We start from the raw sequence: 21113 nt of genomic DNA on the forward strand, positions 1-21113 counted from the left end.
TAAGGAGGAGTTGGCGGATGAAACGTTCGCTTGCGCTAGGGTTGTGTGTATCGTTACTTGCCATGCCGGTCATGGCGACAGAGAAAGACACGTTAAAAGCTCGACAAGACCGACTGTCCAATGAATTGGAGGAGTCGAAAAAAGCGCAGGCCGAGACGGATGCCGAGCTAGAGGTCACCGAGGCAGAACGGGACGCCGTGCAGACGGAAATTCTCGTCGTCGATGACCGCTTGAATGATTTGAGTGAACAAATCGCGATTCAACAGCACGAGGTCGATACGGCCCGTGAAGAGCTCGAGGCGACCCGCCAACAACTTTCTGTTCAGGAAGAATACTTGGAAAGTCAGAAGGAACTGTTAAACGAGCGCCTTCGCGTCTTACAAGTGCATGAAGATTCTTCTTATTTACAAGTCATTTTTGAGTCCCGTTCCTTCGGCGATTTCGTGACTCGGGTCATGACGGCCCGCACGATCGCTGAGCAGGACCGGGAGCTCATACATAATTATATGAGTGAGATGGAACGTCTCGAGTCGTTAGAGACGACACAGCGTACCCAGCTCTCCTTTATCAAACAAAAAGAGCGTGAGCTCGTCATTACGAAACAAGACCTTGACCGGACGGCCGAAAAGAAACGTGACTTGTTGGTCGAACTGAACGAACAAGTCGAGCAGCTCGAACTCGAAAAAATGACGCGCAGCGAAGAACAAGCCGTCATGGCCGAACAGAACCGGATCATCAGTGAACAGCTTGAGGCAATCGCGACAGCTGAACGAGAAGCCGCTGAAGCGGCAGAACGTGCGAAGCGAGAAGCCGAGGCACGCGCTGCGGAAGAACAGGCACGCGCTGAAGCAGAGGCGCGGGAAGCGGAGACGGAAGTCGCGGCACCTGAAGTGACGCCACCGCCAGCGTCGCCGGAAGAAACGCCGACGAACGTGTCCACCTCAACTGGTTTCGTCCGTCCCGTTTCCGGTTACGTCTCGAGCCCGTTCGGTCCACGGAACAATCCGTTGACAGGCGTGCCTGAGAGTCATCGAGGCATCGACCTCGTCAATGCCCCAGGTACACCAATCGTCGCGAGTGCGCCAGGTGTGGTCATCAAGGCGGCTCCGGCGACCGGATATGGGAACGTCGTCTTCGTCTCCCACGTCATGAACGGAGAGATTTGGACGACCGTCTACGCCCATCTAGATGCGATCACGGTCGGTGCCGGTCAACAAGTCACAGCAGGACAGACAGTCGGGACGCTCGGTAATACCGGCTGGTCGACTGGACCGCATCTCCATTTTGAGTTACATCGAGGAAAATGGGCACCGGGACAACCGAATGCGATTGACCCAGCCCCGTATATTGGATACTGACTAAAGCGGACGCGTCCCAAATATGTGGAACGCGTCCGCTTTTCCTCTCGTTTTTGCTATACTAATGAAAAGACTTACAAAGAGAAATGAGGGACCAACCCGTGAAAAATTCAACCGCAGGACTACTCGCTGGCACAACGTTCGTGGCTGGGGCCGGTGCAGGCCTTGCGACGATGGCGTTTACAGACACATCACTTCCGATTCAGACGAATGCGGAAGGCTGGGATAAAGTCGACCAAGTGCGTGATTTGATTGAGGAACATTCGTTACAAGACATCTCGGAAGAGGATTTATTGACCGGTGCGCTCGATGGTATGACGGCAGCACTCAATGACCCGTATTCGGATTTCTTGGATGCGGAAGAAACATCGCAATTTACAGACTCGATTGAATCGAGTTTTGAAGGAATCGGCGCGACTTTGGAGAAGAAAGGAGAAGACATCTTAATCGTCGCTCCGATCAAAGGCGCTCCAGCCGAGGAGGCGGGCCTTCGTCCTGGTGATATCATCACGGCGGTCGACGGGGAGTCGATTGAAGGGATGGACGTACAAGAAGCTGTCCAGCTCATCCGAGGGGAAAAAGGGACGACCGTCACGTTGACGATTCGCCGTGGCAGTCAGACGGCGGATTATGAGATTACGCGTGATACGATTCCAATTGAAACAGTATTCTCAGAAGTGAAAGAGCAAGACGGCAAAAAAATCGGCTATCTGCAAGTGACGCAGTTCTCAGAACCGACGGCCGATGAGTTTCTTGAACAACTCGAACAACTCGAGTCAGAAGATATCGACAGCTTGATTATCGACGTACGTGGAAACCCAGGTGGTCTCTTGCCGGCCGTCATCGAGATGTCGGAAGGGTTCGTACCGACATCAAAACCGGTCGTTCAAATCGAAAATGCGGACGGGGACCGTGATGCACAGAACGGTCGCGCCCGCGAAGCGAAACCATATGAGTTATTCGTCTTGACGGATGAGGGCTCTGCCTCGGCATCTGAGATTTTGACGGGTGCGATGAAAGAAGGGGCAGGCGCAACAATCATCGGGACGAAAACGTTCGGAAAAGGCGTCGTCCAGACGGCATTCGATTTAGAAGATGGCAGCAACTTGAAGTTGACGACGAGCAAATGGCTCACGCCGGACGGGAACTGGATCAATAAAAAAGGGATTGAGCCGGACATCGAAGTGAAACAACCGGACTTCTTCAATGTGACCCGTGTGTTGACAGAAGAAGAGTCACTGAAAGTCGGGGATTACGGCGATGCCGTCTCGAACTTGCATAAAATCTTGACAGGAATCGGTTATGAGCCAGGCGGTCAACCAGGGTACTATGGTGACACGATGGCAGACGCCGTGAAAGAATTCCAGACAGACAATGGTCTCGAGGCTTCTGGGACAGTCGATGAAGAGACAGCTTCGGCGCTCGAATCGAAATTGCTCGAGGCGATTCAAGATGAGGCGAACGATGCCCAATTGAACCGGGCGCTCGAAGAAGCCGCAAAATAACGTTGAATGAAAGAAAGGGTTGGACCGCGTGGAAGTTGTACGAATGAGTGTTACGGCTTTATTGACGTTGTTAGGTAGTCCGCTGTTTTGGGTGACACTCGTCGCCCTTACATACATATCGATGACACGAGTCAAACGAGAACGAGCCATGTTTCGTTCGAGACGACGCTCGCCGAAGTCGGAATGGAAGCATTTCATCTGGCCGAGTCTTCTTCTAGCGGTCCTCTCATCGGCCGCGACGATTCTACTTGAGACGACCATCACGTTTGAATGGGCCGTCTCGTTCACGGTGCTCTATACGCTCGTGGTGTTGACGATGCATCCGCGATTCTTCAATCCGGTGCTTCCGCTCCTTGTCTTGTTCGCGGTCGTCATGTTGCGAGATGTCGTCTCTTACGGGGCGCTCAGTGATTGGGTGAGAGAGCTCGCTCGGGTCGATTGGACGGTCTACGCGCTCACGTTCGGACTCGTCACACTCGCGGAAGCGATTCTCTTGCGCTGGAACGGACCCAAAGAGACGTCGCCGACGCTGATCTTATCGAAACGTGGTCAGTTCATCGGGGGGCATGTCGTCAAACGCATTTGGTTTTTCCCGCTCGTCGTCTTCTTGCCACCGACGTTCGGCCTCGACTGGCCCATGGTGCCGATCATTCTTCCGATTCCGATCGGGGTCAGTTTACTGTCGACCGGTGCGTTACCGGGGACGCTTCTCGCACGATTGAGCAACTATCGCGGGGTACTCGCCTTGATCGCTCTCGGTCTATTCGGTCTCTCGTATGTATGGGAGATCCCGTATGTCGACTATGCGCTGTTCGCCTTGTTCGTTCTTTATGAACTTGGGCTTCAGTGGATCAAACGAGAGAATCGCGGTACGACACCTGTCTTCATCAATGGAAATCGTGGGGCGGTCATCGTGGACACGCTTCCGAATTCACCAGGAGAGGCGATGCAGCTTATCCCAGGTGAATCCATCTATAAAGTGAATGGGACGATCATCACGGGAGGGCACAGTTTTTATGAGGCGCTCCAGCAACATAAACCGTACATCAAGCTCGAGGTGTTGAATCTGAACGGAGATATCCGTTTCGTTCAACGGGCGATGTATGAGACCGATCCACACGAACTCGGTATCTTGTTCGTCGGGGAGCCGACGAGCCCACGTGTCCGACTTCGTAAATTGTAAGAGTATCCATACGGGTACTCTTTTTTTGCATACAAAAAGGGCACCCGTGAGGATGCCCTTGCCACTTATACGTCAAGTTTTGATGGTTTGAATGCCATCGTTGCTTCGACAGCGTGTTGCCAACCTTTGTACAGTGCTTCGCGATGAGACTCGTCCATGTTTGGCTCGAACTTCTTGTCGAGTTTCCACTGGTCTTTGATTTCTGCTTGGTCTTTCCAGAAACCAACGGCGAGACCTGCCAAGTAGGCGGCACCGAGTGCAGTCGTTTCACTTACTTCAGGACGTTCGACCGGTACATCGAGGATGTCCGATTGGAACTGCATGAGGAAGTTGTTGCTGACGGCTCCACCATCGACGCGGAGTGTCTTCAAGTTGATGCCTGAATCGTTCTCCATTGACGTGAGGACATCACGTGTCTGATAAGCGAGTGATTCGATCGTCGCACGGACCAATTGTTCTTTCTCCGTTCCGCGTGTGAGACCGAAGATGGCACCACGTACGTCAGAGTTCCAATATGGTGCACCGAGACCAACGAAGGCAGGTACGACATAGACGCCCTCTGTCGATTCGATTCGCGTCGCATACTGTTCCGAGTCTTTCGCGGATTTCAACATCCGCAATCCGTCACGGAGCCACTGAATTGCCGAACCGGCGACGAAGATTGAACCTTCGAGCGCGTATTCGACTTTTCCGTTATAGCCCCACGCGATTGTCGTCAATAGACCGTGATCCGATTTGACGGCTTCTTCACCCGTGTTCATGAGCATGAAGCAACCCGTTCCGTACGTGTTCTTTCCTTCACCTTTTTCGAAGCACGTCTGACCGAACAAGGCAGCCTGTTGGTCACCTGCGGCTCCGGCAATCGGTACTTCAAATCCGAAGAAGTGATACGGGATCGTATTCGCATAGACTTCACTCGAAGGCTTGACTTCAGGAAGCATCGATTTCGGTACCGTCAAGATGTCGAGTAACTCGTCATCCCACTTCTGTTCGTAAATGTTATACATGAGTGTACGTGATGCGTTCGAATAATCTGTCACGTGGGCTTTACCACCTGAGAGTTTCCAGATGAGCCATGTGTCGATTGTTCCGAAGAGAAGTTCACCGTTCTCGGCTTTCTCACGAGCGCCTTCGACGTTATCCAAAATCCATTTGACTTTCGTACCTGAGAAGTAGGCGTCGATGAGAAGACCCGTTTTGTCACGAACCATGTCCGAGTGACCTGCCGCTTTTAGCTCTTCACAGATATCAGCAGTTTGACGTGATTGCCAAACAACCGCGTTATAAACAGGACGTCCTGTTTCTTTCTCCCAAACGACCGCAGTCTCACGTTGGTTCGTGATCCCGATTCCTGCGATTTCATTCGGGTCGATATCCGCCGAACCGAACGCTTCCGCCATAACGGCGAGGACAGAACCCCAGATCTCATTGGCGTTATGCTCAACCCAGCCTGGTTTTGGGAAGTATTGTTTGAATTCGCGCTGTGCGACTGTGACGATTTTTCCATCATGATCAAAAATGATTGCCCGTGAACTTGTCGTTCCTTGGTCCAATGCTAAAATATAACGTTTTTCTTTCGCCATATGTGATTTCCTCCTTCAAAATTATGTGTTAAGGGACGAGAATGCCGTAAACGAGTGCGGCGATGACAGCACCGATAATCGGACCGACAACTGGAATCCATGAATAGCCCCAGTCTGAAGATCCTTTTCCTTTAATCGGAAGAATGGCGTGCGCGATACGTGGCCCAAGGTCACGTGCCGGGTTGATCGCATATCCCGTCGTACCACCGAGCGAGAGACCGATTGAGACGATCAAGAAACCAACGATGAGCGGATTGAGTCCATCTGCGAATGTGTTTGCCCCGAATGACAACAACGCGAACAAGAGGACGAATGTTCCGATAATCTCACCAATCAAGTTGTACGGTGTGCTTCGGATACCTGGTGCAGTAGAGAACGTTGCGAGTTTCAAGCCTGGATCGTCCGTCGCATCGTAATGCGGCTTGTAGTGGACATATACCAAACATGCCCCGATGAACGCCCCGATAAACTGAGCAAGGATGTAGAGTGGGACATCGGCCCATGGGAATTCGCCTGCTGTCGCGAGACCAATCGTGACGGCAGGGTTGATGTGTGCGCCTCCGTAAATACCGGCTGCGTAGACCCCGACCATAACGGCAAGACCCCAACCCATGGTGATAACAATCCAGCCAGAGTTTTCCGCTTTGGAATGGCGGAGGACGACGCCGGCGACGACACCGTTACCGAGCAGAATCAATAGCATCGTACCGATAATTTCACTTACAAATGCTGACATGTGATACTCCCCTTTCTCCCTTATGCAATTTGACTTACCACTTCATTATATGCCCAAAATGTAAGCGTTTTAAAACAGTGTTTTTCAAAAATCCTACTTTTTGCCTACAAATGTTCACATTTACACCTGTAAACTTCACACAAAGAGTCAGATAGAGAGCGACATGTAAATGATTTTGACATCCTTTTTAAAAATCATGGGAATTTCAATTGAATAGGAACAAGGTCCAGGATCCGACTTTCCGTGTTCTATGCTACAAAAATGATTGTGAAGCGTTTCTCGAAGGTTAAGTGCAACAAGATTTGATGTTTCTTTTGAGACAGTAAAGGAAAAAGAAATGATGATATATAAGAGAAAAGGCTTAAATGTGTATGTAAGCTAATAAGCGAATATTTGTTCGTGTCTATGGTATAATCAAGACACTATGAAATGAGAAGGTGAGGAGTATCTTATGGAATCGATTCCGTTTGCATTACAATCTGAATTTCAACCAGGAGGTGACCAGCCTGAAGCGATTCGACAACTTGTCGAAGGCGTCAATCGGGGTGACCGTTATCAGACACTCCTCGGGGCGACCGGAACAGGGAAGACGTTCACCGTCTCGAACGTCATCCAAGAAGTGAAGAAGCCGACACTCGTCCTGGCTCACAACAAGACGCTCGCTGGTCAATTGTATTCCGAGTTCAAAGAGTTCTTCCCGAACAACGCGGTCGAATATTTTGTCAGTTACTATGACTATTATCAACCAGAAGCGTACGTGCCTTCGACCGATACGTTCATCGAGAAGGATGCCTCTATCAACGATGAAATTGATAAGCTGCGTCACTCGGCGACGTCGGCTCTCTTCGAGCGGGATGACGTCATCATCGTTGCATCCGTTTCCTGTATATATGGTCTCGGTAACCCGGAAGAATATCGCAGTCTCGTATTGAGTCTCCGCGTCGGTAAAGAGATGGGTCGTGATGAGATGCTTCGTAAGCTCATCGACATTCAATATGAACGAAACGATATCGACTTCCAGCGTGGACGTTTCCGTGTACGTGGGGACGTCGTCGAAATCTTCCCGGCGTCACGTGACGAACACTGCATGCGCATCGAATTTTTCGGGGACGAGATTGACCGGATCCGTGAGATGGACCCGTTGACGGGTGAAATCATCGCGGACCGTGATCATGTCGCCATCTTCCCGGCATCCCACTTCGTCACGCGTGACGAGAAACTGCAAAAAGCAATCGTCAACATCGAAGCGGAACTCGAGGAGCAGCTCGAGAAGTTCCGTGAAGAAGGGAAGCTACTTGAGGCACAGCGTCTTGAGCAGCGAACGCATTACGATTTGGAGATGATGCGTGAAATGGGGTATTGTTCAGGCATCGAGAACTATTCGCGACACTTGAACTTGATGCCGGAGGGCTCGACCCCGTATACATTGATCGACTACTTCCCGGAAGACTTCCTCCTCGTCGCCGATGAGTCACACGTGACGCTCCCGCAAGTGCGCGGGATGTATAACGGGGACCAGGCGCGGAAACAAGTGCTCGTCGACCACGGGTTCCGTCTTCCTTCTGCGAAGGACAACCGTCCGCTCAAATTCGATGAGTTCGAGAAAAAATTGTCACAAGCGATCTTCATCTCGGCGACACCAGGTCCGTACGAGCTCGAACATACACCGAACATGATCGAGCAGATCATTCGTCCGACAGGGTTACTCGACCCGACCATCGAGATTCATCCGATCAAAGGACAAATCGACTACTTGATGGACCAGATTCGCGAACGCATCAAGCGAGACGAGCGCGTTCTCGTGACGACACTCACGAAGAAAATGGCAGAAGACTTGTCCGACTACTTGCGTGAAGCGGGAATCAAGGTCAACTATATGCACTCCGAGATCAAGACGCTCGAACGGATTGAGATCATCCGTGACCTTCGTCTCGGGAAATATGACGTGCTCGTCGGAATCAACTTGTTACGAGAAGGGCTCGACATTCCGGAAGTCAGTCTCGTGACGATTCTCGATGCCGATAAGGAAGGATTCCTCCGTTCCGACCGTTCGCTCATCCAGACGATTGGACGGGCGGCCCGTAATGCGAACGGACACGTCATCCTATTTGCGGACAAGATGACCGATTCGATGGCACGAGCCATCGAAGAGACGGATCGTCGTCGGACAATCCAACAAGCATATAATGAAGAACATGGCATTACGCCACAGACGATTCGAAAAGACGTCCGTGGTGTCATCCGAGCGACGGTCGAGGCCGAAGAAGAGGCATTCGAATCGCTCAGTACGATGAAGCCGGCCGAACGCGAGGCGGCAATTGCCAAACTAGAAGAAGAAATGAAGCAAGCGGCGCGCGATCTCCAGTTCGAGCGTGCGGCCGAATTGCGTGACTTAATCTTGGAGTTGAAGGTAGGGAATTAAATGGCTGAAAAGAAAAATGCGATTGTCATCAAAGGGGCACGCGTCAACAATTTAAAAAATATCGACATCGATATCCCACGTGACCAGCTCGTCGTCTTGACGGGCTTGTCCGGCTCCGGGAAGTCGTCGCTCGCGTTCGACACGATTTATGCGGAAGGGCAGCGACGCTACGTCGAGAGTTTATCTGCGTACGCTCGTCAGTTCCTCGGACAGATGGATAAGCCGGACGTCGATACGATTGAAGGCTTAAGTCCGGCCATCTCGATCGACCAGAAGACAACGAGCCGAAACCCGCGCTCGACCGTCGGAACGGTGACAGAGATTTACGACTATCTCCGACTCTTGTTCGCACGAATCGGGAAACCGGTCTGTCCGAACCACGGTATCGAGATCTCGAGTCAGACGATTTCGCAGATGGTCGACCAGGTGATGGAATTGCCGGAACGGACGCGACTTCAGATTTTGGCACCGATCGTGTCAGGTCGTAAAGGAACGCACGTCAAAGTGTTCGATTCGTTGAAGAAAGAAGGATTCGTCCGTGTCCGCGTGAACGGAGAGACCATCGAACTGACAGATGAGATCGAGCTCGACAAAAACAAGAAGCACTCGATCGAAGTCGTCGTCGACCGTCTTGTTGTCCGACCTGACGTCGAAGGGCGCCTTGCCGACTCTCTCGAGACGGCGTTACGCCTCGCCGACGGACGTGTCATCATCGACAAGATGGACGGGACCGAGCTTCTTTTCAGCGAACACCACGCTTGCCCGATTTGTGGATTCTCGATTGGAGAACTCGAGCCACGTATGTTCTCTTTCAACTCACCGTTCGGGGCTTGCCCGACGTGTGATGGTCTTGGGACGAAACTAGACGTCGACCCAGAACTCGTCATCCCTGATCCATCGAAGACGTTAAAAGAAGGGGCGGTCGCTGCATGGCAACCGACGAGTTCCCAGTACTATCCGCAACTGTTGGCGGCGATGTGCCAGCATTTCAACATCGACATGGACGTGCCGTTCGAACGTCTGTCAAAACGTGACCAGGACCTCGTCTTGAACGGTTCTTCGGAAGAGTCATTCCTCTTCCGTTATGAGAACGACTTCGGTCAGGTCCGGACGAACACAATCTTCTTTGAAGGGGTGCTCCGTAACATCGAGCGACGCTACCGGGAGACAACGTCCGACTACATCCGCGAACAGATGGAGATGTATATGGCGACCCACGCCTGCCCGACATGTCACGGCTATCGCTTGAAAGAAGAGTCACTCGCCGTCAAGATCACCGGCCAGCACGTCGGACAAGTGACGGAAAAGTCTGTCGTGAATGCACTCGCGTTCTTCGAAGGACTGAATGAACAGCTCAGTGAAAAAGATATCGCCATCGCCCGTCTTATCTTGCAGGAGATTCGAGAGCGACTCAGCTTCTTGAATAACGTCGGTCTCGACTATTTGACGCTGTCTCGTGCCGCGGGAACCCTCTCAGGTGGAGAAGCCCAGCGGATTCGACTTGCGACGCAAATCGGTTCACGTCTCACAGGTGTCTTGTACGTCCTCGATGAACCGTCGATCGGTCTTCATCAACGGGATAACGACCGCTTGATCGCAACGCTCAAACAGATGCGAGACATCGGCAACACGCTCATCGTCGTCGAGCATGATGAAGATACGATGATGGAAGCCGATTATTTGATCGATATCGGACCGGGTGCCGGGGAGCACGGTGGACAAGTCATCGCTGCAGGGACGCCGAAGCAACTGATGAAAAACAAGAACTCGCTCACGGGTCAATACCTTGCCGGGAAGAAGTTCATCCCGCTCCCGGCTGAACGGAAGATGCCGGACGAACGGTTCTTGAAGATCGTCAAGGCGGAAGAGAACAACTTGAAAGATGTGGATGTCTCGATTCCGCTCGGGATGTTCGTCGCCGTGACGGGTGTATCCGGTTCTGGGAAATCGACACTCATCAACGAGATTCTCTACAAATCGCTCGCACACAATATGAATCGTGCCAAAGCGAAGCCAGGGAAACATAAGAAGATTGAAGGTCTTGAGCATATCGATAAAGTCATCGATATCGACCAATCTCCAATCGGGCGTACACCGCGTTCAAACCCGGCGACGTATACGGGCGTCTTCGACGACATCCGTGACGTCTTCGCCTCGACGAACGAAGCGAAGATGCGCGGCTATAAGAAAGGGCGCTTCAGTTTCAACGTGAAAGGCGGACGCTGTGAAGCGTGCCGTGGGGACGGAATCATCAAAATCGAGATGCACTTCTTGCCGGACGTGTACGTGCCATGTGAAGTCTGTCACGGGAAACGCTATAACCGCGAGACGCTCGAAGTGAAGTATAAAGGGAAGACGATTGCCGATGTCCTCGATATGACGATTGAGGAAGGGCTCGAATTCTTTGACAAAATTCCGAAAATCAAGCGAAAGATTCAGACCATCTATGACGTCGGTCTTGGCTATATGAAACTCGGTCAGCCAGCGACTGAACTTTCCGGCGGGGAAGCCCAGCGTGTCAAACTCGCTTCGGAGCTTCATAAACGTTCGACCGGGAAGACGATTTATATTTTGGACGAACCGACGACAGGTCTTCATGTCGACGACATTGCCCGCTTGTTGAAAGTGCTACAGCGCCTCGTCGAGAACGGGGACACGGTGCTCGTCATCGAACATAACCTCGACGTCATCAAGTCAGCCGATTATTTGATTGACCTCGGACCAGAAGGCGGGGACGGCGGCGGACTCATCGTCGCGACGGGAACGCCGGAAGAAGTCGCCGAAGTGTCAGGTTCGTATACCGGCAAGTATTTGAAGCCGGTGCTCGAACGAGATGCGGCTCGCGTGAAACCAAAAGCAGGAAAAAAGAAATAAGTATAGAAATGGTGAGAAACGGGAAGGTAATTGACGTGCAACCAAATTGAAGGGGGAAAACGAACGTGAAACAAGAAATGCGTGAACTGATTCTCCAGCAAGTGAAGGAAGGCAAGATGACAATCGAGGAGGCGATGACGCAACTCGAGCGTCTCGAGCGCCTCGAACCAGAACAAGTCCAGGCGTTAGAAGAGCGACAAGACACGGAAAAGGTCGATGCCTATTCGGTCGAATCGCTCACGACGAAACTGACGTCTGCGGTAGAAGGACTCGTCACGAAGCTTCGTGACAGCGACTTCTCCTTCAGCTCGAACTTCGGACCGGAAGTGACGTATTCGAAATCATTCCCATTCACGGGTAGCGACATCTCACTCGATCTCTTCAACGCATCGGCGACCATCGTCTCGTCAGATGCAGAAGATTGTGAGCTCATCGTGACCGGTCGTCCGCTTCGCCAACAAGACGCGGACAAAGCGCTCGAACAGTTGCAATCGGCGGTCAAGCATTCCGTCATTGGGGACCGTCTCGTCGTCTCCTTGCGTGACAAGCTCGTCCGGGCTCACGTGGAACTGTACATCCCGCACCACCATTTCAACCATCTTCATATTCAGACGTTGAACGGGGAAGTCCGTGCCGATGGTTTGGACGTTGAGAACGTCCGCGTGCAAACGGCGAACGGTCGCGTTGTCCTACATGAAGTACATGCGTCTGAACTCCTTCTCAATACCGGAAACGGGACAGTCGAGGTGGAAGGCGTCGAGGCGGAGCTCGTGCACGTCCGTACCGGAAACGGGGCGGTCATCGTCGGAGGGAAGTACGATAAAGCATCCCTCAAGACAGGGAACGGCAACATCCGCGCGGAACTCGCGACAGCGCGTCCGGCCAAGTTCGAACTCGCTTCGCTCGCCGGAAATATTCGACTCGTGTTGCCACACGGCGTCGAGGTGGAAGGAGAACTCGAGACGAACTTCGGTGGACTCCACTGCTTACTCGACGAACTCGAAATCATCCGTGACCGAAAAGACGTTGCCCAACGTCGTCTCGAATTCTTGTCCGGTCGAGGTCAAACGCCTCGCATCGAAGTCGAAGCGGGTACACGTACCGGTACGATCGATTTGGAACACGGATCGGTGTATACACCGTCGACTTTCCTTGAGGAAGAACAGACGGAGCCGTCGGATCCGGTCGATCCCGTCGATCCAGCCGATTTGAATAATCCGTTTCATCAACAATAAGCAAATCCCGAAGGCTGAGCCTTCGGGATTTTTTTGATTATAAATTCATTTCATACTCCATCTGTTGCCAATCCATCATCTGTGTATCAAACATCGTGAATGCACTAATGGCAAAGACGATAAAGAGGACGGGACCGGCAATGAGCAAGATGATGCCGAGAAGTCGCATCGATTTCGAGCGATTCCAGTAGAAGATGATCCCGACAATCATCGAGATGAGCGCACCGGATAAGAAGAATCCGATGATATTCAAAATGAACAAGAGCAAGACCGTCTCGTTTTTCGTCGCCGCATACTCTTTCCACATATCAATCAATGACTTGATCAAATACACGAGCGTACCGATTCCGATGATAAACGCAAATATAAAAATCAACCAAATCCAAGTATCCATCATTTCACCTCCTCTATTTGCCTATACCCTTCCTACGAACGCCATGTACGAAAGTTTCAACAATTTTTTGACACGTTCTTTATCACTTCCCTAACGCTTCCGAGAAAGAGCTATGATACAATAATGAGCGTGAAAGGAGCAGATACTGATGCAAAATATCGTACGTACAGCTCAAGTCGTTGAGCGTTTTAAACTTCAAGTCATTGCGGGAGAAGAGGGCCTTCATCGTCCGGTCGCCACACCTGACCTTAGTCGACCAGGACTCGTCCTCGCCGGTTATTACACGCACTATGCGAAAAATCGTCTTCAAGTGCTCGGGAAGACGGAGTTGACTTTCTATGCGAGTTTATCGGAAGAAAAGCGCCGCGAGCGTGCCCGTATTTTATGTACGGAATCGACACCTGGGATTTTAATCACACGTGGATTTGATATTCCGACAGAAATCGAAGAAGAAGCGGAAGCGGCAAACGTCCCACTCATGAGGACGAATGCGGTGACGACGTCAATCGAGTCGCAAATCACGAACTTCCTCGAGATGGAACTTGCACCGATGACAGCGATGCACGGCGTCCTCGTCGACATTTACGGCGTCGGCGTTCTCATCAAAGGACAGAGCGGTGTCGGGAAATCGGAGACCGCGCTTGAACTCGTCAAACGGGGGCACCGTCTCGTCGCCGATGATTCGGTCGAGATTCGCCAAACAGGCGACCAGCTCCTCGTCGGTTCAGCACCGAAGCTGATTCGCCACTTGCTTGAGATTCGTGGAATTGGCATCATCGATGTCATGACCTTGTTCGGCGCAGGTGCGGTCCGGTCCCATAAGAAAATCAGTCTCATCGTCAACTTGGAGAACTGGGACGCTGGAAAAGTGTACGACCGCGTCGGGCTCGATCACAACACGATGAAAATCATCGACAGTGAAGTCCCGCTCCTCACGATTCCTGTCCGCCCAGGTCGAAACTTGGCGGTCATCATCGAGGTCGCAGCGATGAACTATCGTCTGCAAAATATGGGCATCAATACGGCTGAAGAGTTTGCGGAACGTCTCGCGAACGCGATTCAGGACACTGAAGGAGACTTGTGATCATGGTAGAACCGACATTTGATCGTGTAGCGTTTGAAATCGGGTCTCTGCCGATTTACTGGTATGGTATGATTATCGCCTTCGGGGCAATGCTCGGACTCGTCCTTGCCCTTTACGAGGCGAAGCGCATCAACTATGATTCGGAACGACTCGTTGACGTCGTCATCTGGTCGATACCAATCAGTATCATCTTCGCGCGTATTTACTACGTGACGTTCCAATGGGATTACTACTCAGAGAATCTCGGACAGATCATCGATATCCGTCAAGGCGGGATTGCCATTCACGGTGCCATCTTCGGGGCACTCCTTGTCGTCATCGTCTATTGTATGCGGAAATCGATGTCGTTCTGGAAAGTCACAGACATTTTGGCACCATCACTTCTCCTCGGACAAGCCATCGGGCGCTGGGGGAACTTCATGAACCAAGAGGCCCATGGTGGCGAAACGACGCGTAGCTTCTTACAAGACACGCTCATGCTACCGGATTGGATCGTCAATCAGATGTATATCGACGGGGCATACTATATCCCGACGTTCCTCTATGAAAGTGTATGGAACATCATTGGAGTCATTCTCCTCGTCGCATGGCGCATGATTGGAAACCCACGTCGCGGATACATCTTCTTGTCGTATCTCGTCTGGTATTCGATTGGTCGCTTCTATATCGAAGGACTTCGAACGGATAGTCTCATGTCAGGCGATTTGCGTGCGGCCCAAATGGTGTCGATCGCCTTGATCCTCTTCGGTATCGTCATGATGGTCCTTCGCCGTAACGCGAAACGATACAATGACCCATCAGAGAAAGGATTGTTTGATTAATGGATACGCTCTTATTTGACTTAGACGGTACGTTACTCGATACGAACCCGCTCATCATCGCCAGCTTCCGTCATACGTTCGACTATTATTTCCCGGAACATACGTATCGAGATGAGGACATCTATCGCTTCATCGGACCGACGCTCGAGAAGTCGTTCCGTGAATTGAACGAAGCAGAATGGAAAGAGATGCAGGCGTTCTATCGGAGTTTCAACATCGCCATGCACGACCAACTCGTCGCAGAGTACCCAGGTGTCATCGAAGGCTTATATCGCCTTCATGCGAAAGGGTACAAGATGGGCGTCGTCACATCGAAAGGCCGTCCGGTCGTCGAACGGGGCCTTCGGTTGTTTAACATCGACCACTTGTTTGATGTCGTCGTGACAGCTGACGATGTCGAGAATGAAAAACCGCACGCTGAACCGGTCGAACGTGCTCTGCAAGCGCTCGGCTCGTCACCGGAGCGAGCGGTCATGGTCGGTGATAACGATACGGACATCTTCAGCGGGAAAAACGCTGGGACGAAGACGGTCGCTGTCGGGTGGGCACTAAAAGGTCGCCCATTCCTCGAGTCACTCGAGCCGGACGTCATCATCGACTCGATGGAACATTTCGAGGCATGGCTTGACGAGGTCAGCATCCATGCGTAAGACGAAACGGTTTCGCATCGACGGACCGAACCCGCTTTGGCAGATGTATCGAACGATTCGCTTCCTACGTGTCTTTAAAAACACGGCGGTCGTGCTCGTTGGGCGTTACTTCCCTTCGGTGAAGGCGAAGCGGTGGTTGTACCGGACGTTTCTCGGGATGAACATCGGAGAGTATAGCGCTCTCGCCCTCATGGTCACGCCGGACGTCATGTTTCCGGAACGGATCACCATCGGTCGGAACACGGTCATCGGATTCAACTCGACGATTCTCTGTCATGAGTATCTCGTCGATGAGTATCGAATCGGAGATGTCGTCATCGGAAATGAAGTCTTGATTGGCGCGAACGTGACCATCTTACCGGGCGTGACGATCGGCGACGGTGCTGTCGTCGGTGCAGGTGCGGTCGTACATCGCGACGTCTTGCCGGGAGAGCGGGTCGTCGGTTCGAAACTCCAGTCGCTGACACATATTTGACACAATTTTTCGCAAAATGTTTTTATGCCTCTTTTGTATAGAGACATGAAAGAATACTTGAGCGGTATCACTTTTTTTAAAAGGGATGCCGCTTTTTAATGGGAAAATGAACCGAAATGAAGGAATCATATTTTCGCTCAAAAACAATTTTTGAACCTAGTAAAAAATATTCATTATAGAGGGAATATAGTCGCAATTTTTTTTAACTTTTTCAGTTGCCCTCGTTGTTCGAGTGCGGTATTCTTATCCCTGCAACTAAAAAAAGATTCAGAGATGATGTGGAGGATTTAGAATATGGAAGCGAACTATGAAGCAGTAATGACGCTACCCGAACCAGAATCTCCGCTCGCTGCGGAGCTCCACTACTATAGAGGTCGTCGTGCGTTACGGGAAGGTCGCCTAGATGAAGCGACTTTTTTCATGGCTGAAGCGACAGCGGCAGCCACGCATCGCGTCGACTATCATAAACAGTACGCAGAACTGTTATTTGAAGTAGGGGAGGTCTACCACGCCAATGACGTGTGGAAACGAGTATTAGAGCTCGACGAGACCGCGACAGAGGCGCTCTATCATTTAGCGAGCAACTGTGCCTATGTCTCTCAATATGAAGAAGCGGCGAACTATGCTTCTGAATATCTCGCCCGTGACACGAAAGGTCACTACGCGGAAGCCGTGCAATCCCTTCTCGAACTAATCGAACTCGAACAAGAGCTCGAGGACGAGGAAGAAGACGAATTGATCACATGGCATTCAGAGGCGCAGCGTCAAATCGACAAAGGACGGCTATTTGCGGCAAAGGCGACGCTCGAGCGTTTAATCGGGCAGTATCCATCGTTTTGGCCGGCCTATAACAATTTATCCGTCGTCAGTTTTTATCTCGGCGACGACCAAGCGGCGTTTCGGACGCTCGAGTACGTGCTCGACCAAAATCCGGGCAACTTGCATGCGATCTTGAACACGATTCTTCTATTGCATGAAGCGGGACAATCCGAAGCGGCGATGCAGTTATCGACGCCACTCACACGTGTTCGTCCACTCCAGTTTGATTTACGTTACAAATTGGCGACGACACTCGCGCTCGTCGGTCATTATGACCGTGCGTATGAAGAGTTACGTCTATTGAAAGAACGCGGGTTTCGCGGTGACGCATTGTTCGGGCATTGGCTCAGCGTGTCTGCCTATAAGACAGGACGTTTAGAAGAGGCAGCCACCTACTTGAACAAAGATGAGATGAAACGGTTTGAAGAGAAGCAAAGTTTCGATATTCGAGAAAACCTCGAGTTTCGTTCGGCGCTCGTCCAAGGACTTCGTCAAGAGACGGACTTGGCCCGGGTCGAGATCATTCGAATCATTTCTAACTTGAAAGACGATGAGGCGTTTGAAGCGCTCGCGCTGACGAACGCCGTGACGGAGAACGAGACGGTCCGTGCGTTTGCGGAAATGTGTCGTGCCGACCTCTGTCAGCAATCGTTCCAAGGAGACGCTCGTGTCAAACGCGCGTTTGATGCCCTTGTCCTTGCCGAATCACATGTTTCGGAAGCGGAACGGATGAGCCTAGAAGGTGATTTTTATGAACGATTTGCTACGCTTCTGTTATCGGACGAAGCATTCATGGACGTAACGGCATCGGCCGCTGCGCTCGTCTGGATGTTTTATACGAAACGAGACGCCTTGATTCTCGAGGACTGTGCGAATGCCTTCCATCTCCCGGTCGACACGTTGACGGGGACGGTTCGTTCGTTCAAACGGACACTCGAACAAGCATAAAGATAGACGATACCCATACAGGTTTCTTATACTAAAGGCAATCAATATTTTGCAGAGGTGGAATCAACATGACAGAAGAAAAAATTTATGACGTCATTATCATCGGTGCCGGCCCTGCCGGAATGACCGCTGCGCTATATGCTTCACGTGCGAACCTTTCAACACTTATGATCGAACGCGGAATTCCTGGTGGTCAGATGGCCAACACGGAAGACATCGAGAACTACCCAGGATACGACAGCATTCTCGGTCCTGACTTGTCTCAAAAGATGTTCGACCATTCGAAAGCGTTCGGTGCGGAGTATGCGTATGGGGACGTACAAAGCATCTCGGATGAAACAGAATACAAAATCGTGCATGCGCACAACCGCGACTATAAAGCGCGTGCCATCATCCTCGCCTCTGGTGCTCAGTATAAGAAAATCGGTGTACCGGGTGAAGAAGAACTCGGCGGCCGTGGCGTATCGTACTGTGCGGTATGTGACGGAGCATTCTTCAAAGGCAAAGATCTCTTCGTCATCGGTGGTGGCGACTCAGCCGTTGAAGAAGGTGTCTTCTTGACACGTTTCGCGAACAAGGTGACGATCGTTCACCGTCGCGATGAGCTCCGCGCCCAAAAGATTCTTCAAAAACGTGCGTTCGATAATGAGAAAATCGATTTCATTTGGAACCACACACTGAAAGAAATCACAGAAAAAGACGGTAAAGTCGGTGGCGCTCGTCTCGTCAGCACGATTGACGGTACAGAGACAGACCATGAAATCGACGGCGTCTTCATCTATATCGGTATGAACCCGATCACTGGATTTGTCCAAGACCTCGGGATTACGAACGAGCAAGGCTATATCGTCACGAACGAGGCGATGGAAACGAAGATTCCTGGAATCTTTGCTGCCGGTGACGTTCGTGACAAAACGCTCCGCCAAGTCGTCACGGCGACGAATGACGGATCGATTGCCGCTCAGAACGCTCAGCACTTCATCGAGGGGCTCCTCGAATCGTTGCAAGAACAAAACGCATGATTCAAGAAGGTAGGACTGCGGGGAACCGCGGTCCTTCTCTTTTTTTCGGACGTTCGTTATACTAGATGGAGAGAGCTACACACACGGCTCGGTTGTCAATTTTAAGGGGGCGTCAGCGAGATGGAAGATTTTAAAGGATTAGAAGAATTGATCATCATCAGCGGAATGAGCGGGGCTGGGAAGTCGGTCGCGATGAATAGTTTCGAGGATCTCGGCTATTTCTGTGTCGATAACTTGCCACCGGTGCTTTTGCCACAATTGATTGATGTCATCAGCTCGGTCCGACCGAAAATCGCGGTCGCCATTGATACACGTACGAGAGATTTTATCGATAGCCTGTTCATCGTCATCGACGATTTAGAAAAGAAGAACGTACACCCACATCTTCTGTACTTAGAGACGCGTGACGATGTGCTCGTTCGTCGCTATAAAGAGACGCGGCGGTCACATCCGCTCGCACCAGAGGATGCGCCACTCGTCGGCATCCAGATGGAGCGCGAACTGTTAGAAGGGTTCCGCGACCGTGCCCATACACTTTATGACACGAGTGACTTGAAGCCGCAGATGCTGAAGGACCGCATCTTGCAACAGTTCAACGAGGAACGCATCCCGTTCACGGTCAACTTTATGTCGTTCGGATTCAAACACGGGGTCCCGCTCGATGTAGACTTACTGTTTGATGTCCGCTTCATCACGAACCCGTTCTATATCCCTGAGCTTCGGCCGCTCACGGGTCAGACGACGGAAGTGCAAGACTACGTCATGTCACATCCGGAAGCGCGGGCGTTTTATAAGAAGTTGATCGATATGCTCGAATTCCTGCTTCCGCAATATAAGCGGGAAGGGAAGACACAGATTGTCGTGGCGTTCGGTTGTACGGGTGGGAAACACCGTTCGATTACGTTCGCCGAGAAAGTGTCGGAGCATTTCGCGGAGCGCTACAACGTGAAGACGGTCCACCGTGACCTTGCCCACGCGACGAAGGAGAAATAATATGAGACGAGACCGGAAAGTAGTGGCCATCGGTGGAGGGACAGGGTTGTCCACCCTCGTCCGTGGCTTGAAGCATTATCCGCTCGACATCACCGCCATCGTCACGGTCGGGGACGACGGAGGCAGCTCAGGACGCTTGCGCGACGAATTTCATATGTTGCCCCCGGGCGACATTCGAAACGTCATCTTGGCCCTGTCAGAAGTCGAGCCATTGATGGATAAGATTTTACAGTATCGTTTCGACACGGGGTATGGCCTAGAAGGTCACTCCCTCGGGAACTTGATGCTGACGGCGGCGACGCATATTTGTGAAGGCTCGTTCGTCAAAGCGATTGACGTCATGTCGCAGCTTTTGAACGCACAAGGGAAAGTGTTGCCGGTGACGGAGACGCTCATGACGCTCGCGGCGGAGTTTGAGGATGGGACGATCGTCAAAGGCGAATCGAAAATCCCGCTCCATCAGCAGCCGATCAAACGCCTGTTTTTACTCGAAGAAGGCATCAAGCCGGCCCCAGGGGTCGTAGAAGCCATCGAGTCGGCAGACGTCATCGTGCTCGGCCCAGGGAGTCTCTATACGAGCATCATCCCGAACCTACTCATCCCAGACGTGCGAGAAGCCATCGTCCGTTCACAAGTCCCGGTCGTCTATATTTGTAACGTCATGACACAACCTGGCGAGACGAAGGGCTATGACGCCATGAAACATTTAAAAGCCATCGAAGCATATCTCGGGAAGGCGTCGATTGATACAATCGTCGTCAATAACGAGCCGATCGATGAAGAATATTTGGGGCGTTACCTCGAGGACGGATCGGAAGAGGTCCGATTCGACCGGAAAAAGCTCCGAAACTATGGAACGAACGTCCTGGCAGGAGATATCGTCGATTACAATCGGGATTACATCCGTCACGACTCCGACGCCATCGCCGGACTCGTCATGCAACGGGTGCTTCGGATCAAGAAGCCGCGCTCGTTCCAGCAGTTAGAATTGAAATAAGAATTGTTCGAAAG

Annotated in this window: 17 protein-coding genes; 14 read left to right on the plus strand and 3 right to left on the minus strand. The window is 51.6% G+C overall.

Going from position 1 to position 21113, the window contains the following annotated elements; translation table 11 throughout:
- The first annotated feature begins 17 nt into the window (after nt 1-17).
- From AC5LIL_RS04270 to AC5LIL_RS04280, 3 genes are all read left to right on the plus strand, one after another.
- The gene (locus AC5LIL_RS04270; RefSeq protein WP_499825016.1) at nt 18-1358 is read left to right on the plus strand and encodes a murein hydrolase activator EnvC family protein; all 1341 of its coding nucleotides are present in this window, start codon (nt 18-20) and stop codon (nt 1356-1358) included.
- A gap of 101 nt (nt 1359-1459) precedes the next feature.
- A complete protein-coding gene (locus tag AC5LIL_RS04275) occupies nt 1460-2863 on the plus strand; it encodes a S41 family peptidase (RefSeq protein WP_271305288.1) in 1404 nt (467 codons plus the stop codon).
- A 43-nt stretch (nt 2864-2906) separates the two neighbouring features.
- Nucleotides 2907-4046: a PDZ domain-containing protein gene (locus tag AC5LIL_RS04280; RefSeq protein ID WP_214785857.1), complete on the plus strand. Its 1140-nt coding sequence runs from the start codon at nt 2907-2909 to the stop codon at nt 4044-4046.
- Nucleotides 4047-4111: 65 nt separating this feature from the next.
- Here AC5LIL_RS04280 and glpK read toward each other — a convergent pair whose 3' ends face one another.
- Nucleotides 4112-5629 (minus strand): glycerol kinase GlpK, encoded by a 1518-nt coding sequence (gene glpK, locus AC5LIL_RS04285; protein WP_214785855.1) that lies wholly within the window; start codon nt 5627-5629, stop codon nt 4112-4114.
- Nucleotides 5630-5657: 28 nt separating this feature from the next.
- Entirely contained in the window at nt 5658-6365 is a 708-nt protein-coding gene (locus AC5LIL_RS04290) for an MIP/aquaporin family protein (protein ID WP_214746002.1), read from the minus strand.
- A 451-nt stretch (nt 6366-6816) separates the two neighbouring features.
- Here AC5LIL_RS04290 and uvrB point away from each other — a divergent pair, with 451 nt between their 5' ends.
- From uvrB to AC5LIL_RS04305, 3 genes are all read left to right on the plus strand, one after another.
- Nucleotides 6817-8787 carry an excinuclease ABC subunit UvrB gene (uvrB, locus tag AC5LIL_RS04295; protein ID WP_499825018.1) on the plus strand — a complete coding sequence of 657 codons (1971 nt, stop codon included), beginning with the start codon at nt 6817-6819 and terminating at the stop codon, nt 8785-8787.
- A complete protein-coding gene (gene uvrA, locus AC5LIL_RS04300) occupies nt 8788-11661 on the plus strand; it encodes an excinuclease ABC subunit UvrA (protein WP_214785853.1) in 2874 nt (957 codons plus the stop codon).
- A 65-nt stretch (nt 11662-11726) separates the two neighbouring features.
- Nucleotides 11727-12896, plus strand: a complete 1170-nt coding sequence (locus tag AC5LIL_RS04305) for a DUF4097 family beta strand repeat-containing protein (protein ID WP_499825019.1) — start codon at nt 11727-11729, stop codon at nt 12894-12896.
- Between the two features lie 37 nt (nt 12897-12933).
- On the opposite strand, the gene AC5LIL_RS04310 is transcribed toward AC5LIL_RS04305, so the two are convergent.
- Nucleotides 12934-13290, minus strand: coding sequence for a hypothetical protein (locus AC5LIL_RS04310; RefSeq protein WP_214785849.1), 357 nt, complete (start codon nt 13288-13290; stop codon nt 12934-12936).
- Between the two features lie 148 nt (nt 13291-13438).
- Between AC5LIL_RS04310 and hprK the strand changes: the two genes are divergently transcribed.
- The 8 genes from hprK (at nt 13439) to mgfK (ending at nt 21099) form a co-directional block, all read left to right on the plus strand.
- Nucleotides 13439-14374, plus strand: coding sequence for an HPr(Ser) kinase/phosphatase (hprK, locus tag AC5LIL_RS04315; protein ID WP_214693573.1), 936 nt, complete (start codon nt 13439-13441; stop codon nt 14372-14374).
- A 2-nt stretch (nt 14375-14376) separates the two neighbouring features.
- On the plus strand, nt 14377-15195 hold the full coding sequence (gene lgt, locus AC5LIL_RS04320; RefSeq protein WP_074033649.1) for a prolipoprotein diacylglyceryl transferase: 819 nt from the start codon (nt 14377-14379) through the stop codon (nt 15193-15195).
- Nucleotides 15195-15845: a pyrophosphatase PpaX gene (gene ppaX / locus AC5LIL_RS04325; RefSeq protein ID WP_499825021.1), complete on the plus strand. Its 651-nt coding sequence runs from the start codon at nt 15195-15197 to the stop codon at nt 15843-15845. The genes lgt and ppaX overlap by 1 nt, the downstream gene beginning before the upstream one ends.
- Entirely contained in the window at nt 15838-16320 is a 483-nt protein-coding gene (locus AC5LIL_RS04330; RefSeq protein WP_214746036.1) for an acyltransferase, read from the plus strand. Before ppaX ends, AC5LIL_RS04330 begins: the two co-directional genes overlap by 8 nt.
- A 294-nt stretch (nt 16321-16614) precedes the next feature.
- The gene (locus tag AC5LIL_RS04335) at nt 16615-18087 is read left to right on the plus strand and encodes a tetratricopeptide repeat protein (RefSeq protein WP_499825022.1); all 1473 of its coding nucleotides are present in this window, start codon (nt 16615-16617) and stop codon (nt 18085-18087) included.
- 68 nt (nt 18088-18155) lie between these two features.
- On the plus strand, nt 18156-19109 hold the full coding sequence (gene trxB, locus AC5LIL_RS04340) for a thioredoxin-disulfide reductase (protein WP_214746041.1): 954 nt from the start codon (nt 18156-18158) through the stop codon (nt 19107-19109).
- Nucleotides 19110-19229: 120 nt separating this feature from the next.
- On the plus strand, nt 19230-20102 hold the full coding sequence (gene rapZ, locus AC5LIL_RS04345; RefSeq protein ID WP_074033636.1) for an RNase adapter RapZ: 873 nt from the start codon (nt 19230-19232) through the stop codon (nt 20100-20102).
- 1 nt (nt 20103) lies between these two features.
- Entirely contained in the window at nt 20104-21099 is a 996-nt protein-coding gene (gene mgfK, locus AC5LIL_RS04350) for a gluconeogenesis morphogenetic factor MgfK (RefSeq protein WP_499825024.1), read from the plus strand.
- The last annotated feature ends 14 nt before the right edge of the window (nt 21100-21113 follow it).

This window comes from Exiguobacterium sp. RM11, assembly GCF_059821525.1.